The organism is Stenotrophomonas sp. (assembly GCF_032103445.1).
Classification (GTDB): domain Bacteria; phylum Pseudomonadota; class Gammaproteobacteria; order Xanthomonadales; family Xanthomonadaceae; genus Stenotrophomonas.
In genome coordinates, this window is sequence record NZ_DAMDFR010000102.1 from 1 (window position 1) to 6061 (window position 6061).

Genomic DNA, 6061 nt, shown 5'->3' on the forward strand with positions numbered 1-6061 from the left:
CAGCACCTGCGGGCGGCGCTGCAGCAGGTCGCGCGCTTCGTCCAGCAGGCGGCCGCCGGGCAGCAGCAGGTCGCGGCGCTGGTCTTCCTGCTGCCAGCGCTGCGCAGCCAGATGCAGGCGCTCACGCAGGTGCAGGTCGTCGCGGTTGTCGGCCACCCACTGCGCGGCACGCGGCCACGCACTGAGCAGGGTTTCATGCGCGATCTGCACGGCAGGGGTGTCGTCTTCAGCGGTACCGGCCAGCAGACGATTGCGTAGCAGGGCGTCCACCAGTTCGCGTTCGGGGCCCGGCTGGAACACCTGCAACGGCGCGGCCACGCAGCTGATCTGTTCGCCGCTGGCCGAGTAGCGCACCAGATGGACCAGCACGTTTGGCAGGCTGGCGCGCGCGGCGGGGGACAGGCCTTCCATCACCTGTTCGGCATGCTGGCGCAGCGCGCCGTCCAGCCCGCCAATCGCGGAGTAGGCGGCAAAGCCCAGCCGTCCGCCTTCCTCGCGGTGCTCGTACAGCAACTGAAGCGTGTATTGCAGCAACGGCAGAGCGTGGCGCTGGGCCACGGCGGAATCGCGCAGCACGTCGTCGAGCCGACCGTCGGGACCTTCCTCGAACGACAACGCCGCCAACTGCGCCGGACGGCGGATGATCTCGGCGATTTCCGCCGGTCCCGGCGGAGCCAGGTCGACATGGCCGCTGGGTTGTTTCAGCGCCAGCAGCGCGGGCACGTTGGCCAGGGTGGCGTAGGCACTGCTGCGGCAGGCGGCCACCACCGCGACGTGGCCACTGCGCGCCAGCTGGCCCAGCAGGGTGGCGTCCTTCGCCAGTTGTACGGGGTCGCCGTCTTCGGGGAAGAAGTCATCCAGCTGGTCGATCACCAGCACCAGTGCAGGCGCGCGATCCCCCTGGCGTGCGCCCTGGGCACTGTGGATGCGGTCGGCCAGCTGCTGCAGGGCGCGTTCCGGGGTGTTCTGCAGCGACTGCTGCCAGGTGCTGACCTCATGCCCTTCCAGCAGGGCCGGCTGCAGGGTGGTCACCAGCGCATCGGCGACGGCGGCGGCCAGCGTGCGGGTTCCGGGGCCGCGGCCAGGAATGCGGGCAATGGCGACCACGTCCAGTGCGCCCACGCCGGGGGGTGCCAGCCGCGGAATCAGGCCGGCGTTGAGCAGCGAGCTCTTGCCGCTGCCGCTGGCTCCGACCAGCAGCACGAAGGCGCACTGCTGCTGCCATTGTGCTTCCAGTGCCTGCACCAGTGTTTCCACGGCGGCGCTGCGGCCGAAGAACACCCCGGCGTCGTCGCTGTCGAACGCCTGCAGGCCACGGAACGGACTGCCCGGCGTGGCCGGCGCGGCGGCGTGTGCCACCGGGCCGCGATACCCGGCGGGCAGGGTCACCGGGGCAATCAGCCGGTAGCCGCGCTTGCGGATGGTTTCGATGTAGCGGGGGGCCACCGCGCTGTCGCCCAATGCCTTGCGCAGCTGCGCGATCGCCTTCTGCACCGGGTTGTCGCCCAGGCTGACGTCGGCTCCGCATTCCACCAGCAGGCGCTCGGGGCTGACCACGGTGCCGGCGTTGTAGGCCAGGAATTCCAGCGTTTCCATCGCGCGCGGCTCAACGCTCACGCGTCCGGCGTCGCTGGCCAGTGCGTTTTCCTTCGGGTAAACGATCCAGTCGCCGACGCGGAAATGCGCGACGGCCGGACCCTGCGGGGTTTGTTCGTTCAACGCACTGCCCTTCCTGGCTCTCAGCGCACACGACCGGTGGCCGATGCGCCGATAGTAAGGCAATGTGAAGACGATCGTGCTTCAAAGCAGGTCGGTGGCCACCCCGCGCGCAGGCCAGGCCGTATCCATGGCCGGCGGCTGCGCGCGCCAGGAGTGGCAACCCAGCCGGAACAGCGTGGGTTGGTCACGCCCGGAAAGGCCCTGCACAGGCAATTGCACCGAGAGCACCAGGTCCACCCGGGCGTCCTCGCCGGGCATATGGCCGTGAGTGTCGATATGCAGGGTCAGGGTGTCTTCATAGCCGGCGGGCACGGTGGCCAGGCTGCTCACCCAGCCATTGGCACGGCCCAGCACGAACGGCGCGATCTGCAGCGGGCCATTGGCGTCGCTGCCCAGCACCGAGAACGTCCAGGCCGGCGGGCAGGCGTGCGCGCGCAGCTCCAGCTGCATCGCGGCGCTGCTGTCGCGCTGCTCGTAGCGCGCCTGGAAGGTGTAGCGGTCGGCCATGCCGTAGGCGACGCTGCGCTGGGCGTGGCCGGGGTGGCGCTCGAAGAAGGTCTTCAGCTCCTGCACGCTGCGCAGGGTCACCGGCGGCACCAGCAGGCGCGGGTGCGGGGCCAGCGGCTGCAGCAGGTCCGGCCAGCAGGGCAGCGGCGGGTGGCCGATGGCCACGAACAGCTGGCCGGGGGTGTCGCTGCCGATGCCGTTGGCGCAGCGCATGAACACCTGGTTGTTCACCGCCGGCAGGTGCGGCAGTTCCGGGGCGGTTCCCCAGCCCGGGCGGCTGTCGTCGCCGGGCAGGCCGCGCCGGAACAGCGGCTCGCGGGGGTCAGCGCCGCACATGGCGGGAGCCCTGGTGGTGGTGATCGGCGGCGGGAACGTGCATGGCGGCAGACCTCGTGAAGCGGACGGGATTACGAGGTCCGAGGCTGCTCAAACGTGGCTGACGATGCTTGCCGGAAACCTTCCGGAGGGGTCAGATGATTGATCTATAAGGAAAAATAAAAAATGTCAGCGCTTGACCGCCAGCACCCCGTCCAGCGCCAGCTCGGCCTTGAAGCCCGCCTTCTCCAGCCGCTTGGCCACCTCGCGCGGTACATCGCGGCCGCTGGTCAGCTTGTTCGGGGCCCCGGTGTAATGGAACATCCGGCCGCCCGGGCGGATCACCCGGGCCAGCTGGTCGTAGAACACCTGCGAGTACAGTTCGCCGGCAATCCCGAAGCGCGGCGGGTCATGCAGGATGGCGTCCACCGACCGGCTCTCCAGCCCCTCGATCGCCTGCGAGACGTCGCCGTGGGTCAGCGACAGCCGGCCGCCGCTGCTGGCCGCGTCCGGGTCGGGCGACCACGGGTTGAGGGTGCGCAGCCACAGCACGTCCGGGTTCTTCTCGAACGACTGGATCCGGGTCACCCCGGCTTCCAGGCAGCAGGCGGCGAAGTAGCCCAGGCCGCCGCAGGTATCCAGCACGGTCTTGCCGGCCGGGGCCACCAGCGCCACCTTGCGGCGCGCGTCCTCGAACGGGGAAACCTGGGCGCTGGGCAGCATCTTGATGCCGTCGATCTCGAAGGTGGGGGCGTCCCACTCGGTGGGCACCAGCTTGATCAGGGCCGAGCCGAAGCGCGACACCGGCAGGAACTCCTCGCCGTCCCAGTAGTACAGGGTGCGGTCCTTGGTCTTGCCGGGGTAGTCATAGGTCTCGCCCCTCCACTGCCAGTGGTCGGCGGCCAGGGTGGCGGTGCCGGAGCTGCGGCCGAGGTCGAGCGAGCCGGTCCATTCGGCAGCTCCACTGTCGCGGGCGCGCAGCAGCGCTTCGGCCAGGGGACGGGTGAGCAGGGGACCGGTGTAGTGGGGCACGGGCGTTCGGGCAGGTACGGGGGTGGGTAGGGTACCCGAGCCGGTGAATTCCTACCGGCCGACGCGCCGCCGCCCGACCCACGGCTGTGGCCTGGGCTGATCGTGGGCGACCGGCGGGGTTCCCACACTGGGGTCATGGACACGCCCCGCCCGTACGCCCCGTTCGAGAACACGTGGCACTTCAGTGCCTACCTGCGTGACCCACGCAGTCGCCTGCTGGTGGAACACGCCGAGGTGCTGCGGCGGGCGTTCCGCATTGCCCGGCAGACCCGCCCCTTCATCCTGCAGGCCATCGTGGTCCTGCCCAGCGAACTGCACGGGGTGTGGACCCTGCCACCGGGCGACGACGATGGCGAAGGCCGCTGGCGGCAGGTCCAGGCGGTATTCGATCGCCAGCTGCCCGGCCAACCACCGCGCGCGCTGCTGCGTCGTGACCGCTGCGCGCGGCCGTTGTGGCAGGCGGATTTTCCGCAACAGCGCATCGTTGATGCGCAGGACCTGCAGCAGCAGATCGCCCGGGTGCATCACAGCCCGGTGCTGCACGGGCATGTACGCGAACCGGCGCAGTGGCGCTACAGCTCCATTCACCGCCGCCAGGGTGGGCGGAATGGCGCATGACGGTTGTCTACAGGGGATGGCATCACCGCTGGGCGCGCTCGATGCGTTGGCGTCAGCTGCATATCCGCGGCTCGCCGCTGTGCGGCACCTCGGGTGGAGGTGCGTGGCTCAGTCGCACCCGGTGCGGAACACCGGCCCGGCACCGATCAGCACCAGGGTCATGTAGTCGCTGTCCTTGGCCTTGCCTCGCAGCGTGGCATTGGACTTCAGGTGGAACAGCCCGAAGCCGCCGCTGTTGCGCACCAGGGCGCGATCGATCTGGTCGGCATCGCTGGGGAAGTAGCTGGCGACTTCATCGCGCTTGGCTTCCTGCAGCGGGGTGGCCTCGCGCTGCCATTGCTCGTCGCGGTTGAAGGACACGTAGTACCGGCCTTGTTCCTGGTCGATGCGGAAGTCGGCCGGCTTACGCGGGTGGGTGGCGTAGCAGCCCAGCATCGGGTCGGCGGAAAACACCACATCGCCGCCATTGCGTTTGTCGCAGCTGGCGAGCAGGGCCAGGGGAAAGAGGAGCAGACAGGGCAAGGCGCGCATGGCGGTTCTCCTGACGGCAGATGTTGCGTCATAGTGCCGCACCCCGCGCGTGGGCGATGTGCAGAACCGGCAATGGTGTACGGTGGCAGCTGACTCGTTCACCTGTGCCGCCATGTCCCAGCCCGCCCCTTCCACGACCCCTTCCGCTTCCACGTCCAGAGCGCCCGGTACCCGAGCGCCGCTGTTGGGCGTGGGCAGCTTCCTGGTCGCCCCGGCGATGTTCGCGCTGGCCTATGCGGTGGGGTTGGCTTCGCCGGAGGTGGGGCAATGGTTGCTGAGCAATGCCGGCATCTCGCTCGGGGTGCTGGGCGCGTCCATTCTGGGCGTGATCGTGGGGTTGGGGTCGCGCGTGCGCGGCGAGCGCTGGCCGTGGCTGGGGACGGCAGGGGCGGTGTTCAGTTCGTTGCCGCTGGGGTTGTTCCTGTTGGGGATGATTCTCAAGTTGTAACCGGCACGGTGCAACAAATACGAAATCACCATTGATGCTGCCTATCCTGGAACACACCGCACAGTTCCAGGCACGCATCACCGCCAACCTCCCGCCTCCATCACCCACGAGGCAGGTACGCCCATGAGCTTCATCCTTGCACTGTTGCTGTCCGCACCGGTGCCCATGATCGAACACGCAGACGGCTACTACCACGATCGCATCGAGCTGGACGCCGAAGGCAACGAACGCGTCGTACGCACCACCGAAGAACCCGACGCAAACGGCGGTATGCGCCAGATCGAACAGCGCATCCGGCACCTGCACGGCAACACCTATTCCTTCGACTACGACGAACAAAGCCAAGCCACGAAGGACTACCACCGCGCGCTGTGTGCTGAGAGCCGCATGGCACCGGCGCGTGGCGGAGAGGCGAGGTTCACCGCCATTTCGGCCTGGAGCTGCGTACGCCAAGGAAAGCGTTCCGACCGCCCGCCCGGCTACCTTGAAGCCCACGCTCCGCGCGGCTCCGCACCCCGGGGCCAGGAGTTCAGTGCCGCAGGCACGTTGCGCTATGAGACCACCGAGCCCGACGTGATCAGCGGCACGGTGCGGGTGGACACCTGCAGCAGCCACTTTCTGCAGTACCACCCGGCCGCGTTCAAGGGCGAGTACAAAGCCTGGGTGACCTGCACCGTGCACGATCGCGGCGAGGTCACCACCGCACTGGAGGCCTGCATCGCCAACCACTGCGTGGATGACAGCGGCAGCATGAGCATCTACTGACGATATGGGGCGACGCGGGATAAGGGACAAACCGGATATGACCTGCACGGAACATGTGACGTGCGGGATACGTAGAGCCGGGCTTGCCCGGCTGCTCTTGGCGGGTTACGTGGAAGGCGCAGCCGG

General features: G+C 68.7%; 7 protein-coding genes. 3 read left to right on the top strand and 4 right to left on the bottom strand.

Annotated features, from left to right (window positions below; genetic code table 11):
- The 3 genes from RT551_RS20340 to RT551_RS20350 form a co-directional block, all read right to left on the bottom strand.
- Positions 1-1719, bottom strand: a 1719-nt coding sequence (locus tag RT551_RS20340) for a winged helix-turn-helix domain-containing protein (protein ID WP_313461870.1), incomplete at its 3' end; no start/stop codon positions are given.
- Positions 1720-1800: 81 nt separating this feature from the next.
- On the bottom strand, positions 1801-2562 hold the full coding sequence (locus RT551_RS20345) for a hypothetical protein (protein WP_313461872.1): 762 nt from the start codon (positions 2560-2562) through the stop codon (positions 1801-1803).
- A 168-nt stretch (positions 2563-2730) separates the two neighbouring features.
- Complete coding sequence (locus RT551_RS20350) at positions 2731-3573, bottom strand: MnmC family methyltransferase (protein ID WP_313461874.1); 843 nt, start codon at positions 3571-3573, stop codon at positions 2731-2733.
- A gap of 135 nt (positions 3574-3708) precedes the next feature.
- Between RT551_RS20350 and RT551_RS20355 the strand changes: the two genes are divergently transcribed.
- A complete protein-coding gene (locus RT551_RS20355) occupies positions 3709-4191 on the top strand; it encodes a transposase (RefSeq protein ID WP_313461875.1) in 483 nt (160 codons plus the stop codon).
- Positions 4192-4299: 108 nt separating this feature from the next.
- Here RT551_RS20355 and RT551_RS20360 read toward each other — a convergent pair whose 3' ends face one another.
- Positions 4300-4722 carry a hypothetical protein gene (locus RT551_RS20360; protein ID WP_313461877.1) on the bottom strand — a complete coding sequence of 141 codons (423 nt, stop codon included), beginning with the start codon at positions 4720-4722 and terminating at the stop codon, positions 4300-4302.
- A 190-nt stretch (positions 4723-4912) separates the two neighbouring features.
- On the opposite strand from RT551_RS20360, the gene RT551_RS20365 reads away from it, so the two are divergent.
- Both RT551_RS20365 and RT551_RS20370 read left to right on the top strand, forming a co-directional pair.
- Complete coding sequence (locus RT551_RS20365; RefSeq protein WP_313461879.1) at positions 4913-5170, top strand: hypothetical protein; 258 nt, start codon at positions 4913-4915, stop codon at positions 5168-5170.
- 123 nt (positions 5171-5293) lie between these two features.
- Positions 5294-5935: a hypothetical protein gene (locus RT551_RS20370; protein WP_313461880.1), complete on the top strand. Its 642-nt coding sequence runs from the start codon at positions 5294-5296 to the stop codon at positions 5933-5935.
- The last annotated feature ends 126 nt before the right edge of the window (positions 5936-6061 follow it).